3 protein-coding genes are annotated in these 4099 nt (G+C 62.0%); 2 read left to right on the top strand and 1 reads right to left on the bottom strand.

The window, feature by feature from the left end; all coding sequences use genetic code 11:
- The coding region (locus EN969_RS19745; protein WP_127419325.1) for a LysR family transcriptional regulator at positions 1-538 on the bottom strand (538 nt) is incomplete at its 3' end.
- A gap of 90 nt (positions 539-628) precedes the next feature.
- Between EN969_RS19745 and EN969_RS19740 the strand changes: the two genes are divergently transcribed.
- Positions 629-2179, top strand: a complete 1551-nt coding sequence (locus tag EN969_RS19740) for a trimethylamine methyltransferase family protein (RefSeq protein WP_013532332.1) — start codon at positions 629-631, stop codon at positions 2177-2179.
- Positions 2180-2221: 42 nt separating this feature from the next.
- Positions 2222-3871, top strand: coding sequence for an ABC transporter substrate-binding protein (locus EN969_RS19735; protein ID WP_027163239.1), 1650 nt, complete (start codon positions 2222-2224; stop codon positions 3869-3871).
- Positions 3872-4099 lie beyond the last annotated feature (228 nt).

Raw genomic sequence — 4099 nt, 5'->3', positions numbered from 1 at the left:
TTGCCGCATAGCTGGTGCCGGCGACGGGAAATATCTCCTCGTCAGCCAGCGGCAACGAATGATAGTCCGGCCAGTCCCGCGGCGCGCCGCCGCGCACGCCGAGCGGAATGCCTTCCGCGATGATGTCGAGGTCGCGGTCGGCGGTCTGGATACGCAGGTCAATGCCCGGCAGCTCGTCACGGAACTGCTGCAGGCGCGGCATCATCCAGAACGAACCGAACGCGGTCGAGGCGGCCAGCGTGACATGACCGCCGGTCGCCTGCAGGCGCAGATCCTCCGCCGATTTGCGGATGTGCGAAAGGCCGAGCGAGACGTCGGCATGGAAGCGCTCGCCGGCCTCGGTCAGGAGCACCTGGCGGTGGCGGCGCTGGAACAGCTTGGCGCCGAGCTGTTCTTCCAGTCCGCGCACGGCATAGGAGACGGCGGCCTGCGTCATGCCCAGCTCGCGCCCGGCGGCGGTGAAGCTCGACAGCCGCCCGGCCGCCTCGAAGACGATCAGGCTGCCGGCCGAAGGCAGAAGGTGGCGCAAGCTTCGCATAAGCTGAGCTTATACAAGAGATCAGGATTTTCCAGCGTCACATCACCATTTTGTCGCGCTAGGCTCCTTCATGAGTGGAATGGAGTTGCCATGAACGCACCGGCCCCCGAAGTGACCGAACATGCCAACCGCCGCAGTGGCGGCCGCCTGGGGCGCAAGGCCCTGCGCGGAGCTCCCGTAACGTCGTTCCCGACGCTGGTCCGCCAGATCCCCGTCTACCAGATGGTCCCCGATGAGGCGGTCGAACTGATCCACGAGGAGTCGCTCTTGATCCTCGAAGAGGTGGGCTGCGAGTTCCGCGACGACGAGGCGATCGCACTGTGGAAGGCGGCGGGCGCGGATGTCTCGGAAACCCGTGTGCGGATCGACCGGGCCCTGCTGATGGAACTGGTGTCGAAGGTCCCGTCGGAGTTCACGCTCAATGCGAGGAATCCGCAGCGCACGGTGCGGGTGGGCGGCAACAACACCATCTTCGTGCCGATGTATGGCGCGCCCTATGTTCGCGATCTCGACAACAACAGGCGTTACGGCACGCTCGCCGACCTCAACAATTTCCACAAACTCGCCTACATGGCGCCGGCGCTGCATTCATCGAGTTCGGTCATTTGCGAGCCGATGGAAATCGCGGTACCGAAGCGTCACCTCCACATCATCCATTCCGCGCTTAAGCATTCCGACAAGCCGTTCATGGGCATCGTCACGTCCAAGGAGCGGGCGGAAGACACGATGGCGATGGCAGGCATCGTGTTCGGAGAGGATTACGTCCGCGACAATCCTGTCCTGGTGTCGATCACCAACTGCAATTCGCCGCTGGTGTGGGACGCCACCATGCTGGACGCGATGAAGGTCTATGCGCGAAGCAACCAGCCGCTGATCCTCGCACCCTTTGCACTGTGCGGCGCCTCGACTTCGGCGTCCGCCGTGGGCGCTGTGGCACAGGTCAATGCGGAAGCGCTGGCGGGCGTCGCCTTCACGCAACTGCTGCGCCCAGGCTCGCCGCAGATCTACGGACAGTTCATGGTCACGGTGGACATGAAGACCGGTGCTCCGATGGGCGGCACGCCCGAGGCGGCGCAGATGATGTATCTGATGGGAGCGCTGGCACGGAAATACCGGCTGCCGTGGCGCACCTCCGGCTTCCATGTCGGGTCGAAGCTCAACGACGCCCAGGCTGGTTACGAGGCGAACATGCTGATGCATGCCGCCATCCTCGCCGGCGCCAACTACATCTGGCACTCCGCCGGATGGCTCGAGGCCGGCCTGACCTGCGGCTATTCGAAATTCGCCACCGACTGCGAACAGCTCATCGGCTGGTACAAATATGCCGGCGGCCTGCCGTTCGACGATTTCAAGGAAGCCATGGCGGCAATCCGCGAGGTGGGACCGCAGGGCCATTTCCTCGGTACCCAGCACACGCTGGAACATTTCGAATCCGCCTTCTTCATGCCCTCGATCATGGACTTCAATTCGTTCGAACAGTGGAAGGCAGAAGGGGCGAAGGACCACGACACGCGCGGCCGCGAGAAGGCGCGCAACATGCTGGCGGATTACGAGGAGCCGAAGCTCGACGAAGGCATCGCCGATGGCCTGATGGATTTCATCGCGCGGCGCGAGGAGAGGCTGCCGGACAGCGTCAGTTGAGGCGAAGAACCAAGATCAAAGGGAACCAGACGGGAGGAAAAAATGGCATTCTTCAGAAGCAGTGGCGATCGCGTGCCGAGCGCTATCGAGGCAATGGCGGTCGAAGCACGCGCGGGTCGTGTCGACCGGCGCGAGTTCCTGGCGCTGGCAAGCGCCTTCGGCGCATCGACGGCTCTTGCCTATGGCATGATCGGCCTTGCCGTGCCGGATCGGGCCTTGGCCGAAGAGCCGAAGAAAGGCGGAACGCTGCGCGTCTCGATGTCGGTGAAGGGACAGAAGGATCCGCGCACTTACGACTGGGTGGAACTGGCGAACATTTCGCGCTGCTGGCTGGAGCCGCTTGTCCGCTATACCAGGCAATTCACCTTCGAGCCGGTCCTGCTCGAAAGCTGGGATATCAACGACGACGCCACCGAATACGTGCTGCATGTGCGCAAGGGCATCACGTGGAACAATGGCGATGCCTTCAACGCCGATGACGTCGCTCACAATCTGACCCGCTGGTGCGAGAAGAATGTCGCCGGCAATTCCATGGCCGCCCGGGTCGGCGCGCTGATCGACGCAAAGACCGGCAAGGCCAGGGATGGCGCGATCACCAAGGTCGACGACAATACGGTCAAGCTGAAGTTAAGCGAACCAGACATTTCGCTGATCCCGAATTTCACCGACTATCCGGCGCTCGTCGTCCATCGCAGCTTCGATGCCGACGGTGCCGATCCGATCAAGAAGCCGATCGGCACGGGACCGTTCGAACTGGTCTCCTACGATGTCGGCCAGAAGGCGGTCGTCAAGCGTCGTGAGAATGGCAAATGGTGGGGTGGTGAGGCGCCGCTCGACAGCGTCGAGTTCGTCGACTACGGCACCGATTTCAACGCCACCGTGAACGCGTTCGAATCCGGTGAGATCGACCTCAATTTCGAGTCGCCCGCCGACTTCATCGACATTCTCGACAAGATGGATCTGGTGAAATCGGAGGTGGCGACGGCGACGACGCTGGTTGCCCGCACCAACATCACCCACAAGCCCTACGACGACAAGCGGGTGCGCAACGCCCTGCAAATGGCCGTCGACAACAATGCGGTCCTCGAACTCGGTTATGCCGGGCGAGGCACCCCTGGTGAAAACCACCACGTCGCCCCGATCCATCCGGAATACTATGCGCTGCCCAAGAAGACACGCGACGCCGCCGGCGCCAAGAAGCTGATGGCGGAAGCCGGACAGGCCGACTTCGAGCATGAGCTGATCACCATCGAGGACGATTGGCAGAAGAATACCGGCGACGCCATTGCCGGCCAGTTGCGCGATGCCGGGATCAAGGTGAAGCGCACGGTGCTGCCGGGTTCGACCTTCTGGAACGACTGGACGAAATATCCCTATTCGATGACGATCTGGTACATGCGCCCGCTTGGCGTGCAGGTGCTGGCGCTCGGCTATCGCACCGGCGAGGCCTGGAATGAATCGGCATATTCCAACCCCGATTTTGATGCCAAGCTCAAGCAGGCGCTTTCGCTCATCGACGTGGAGAAACGACGCGAGGTCATGAAGGATGTCGAGCAGATCCTGCAGGATTCGGGCGTCATTATTCAGCCCTTCTGGCAGAAGCTCTACAGCCACATGAGCAAGAAGGTGAAGAACTATGGTGTCCACCAGACATTCGAGATGGACCTTCAGAACGTCTGGCTGGACGGCTAAAACAAGGTGCTGCAGGACTTCATGAGCCGCAAAAAAGCCGATATGCAGGATACGTGGTGTTGATAGGCTCAAGCCGTCAAAAGCCGGAGATTCTGCATGCGACTGACAGTGATCGTTGCCGCCCTTTCGATAGCCCTGCCGGCCGGAGCCGTCGCCGGACCGGCGTCCGACGCGGTGAAGTTCTTCTATGCCCCGGCGGTCAAGTTCGAGGCCGACGAACAATATCGG

Source organism: Mesorhizobium sp. M7A.F.Ca.CA.003.01.2.1 (genome assembly GCF_003998945.1).
Classification (GTDB): Bacteria; Pseudomonadota; Alphaproteobacteria; order Rhizobiales; family Rhizobiaceae; genus Mesorhizobium; species Mesorhizobium ciceri.
This window is presented reverse-complemented; position numbering and strand designations above follow the sequence as displayed.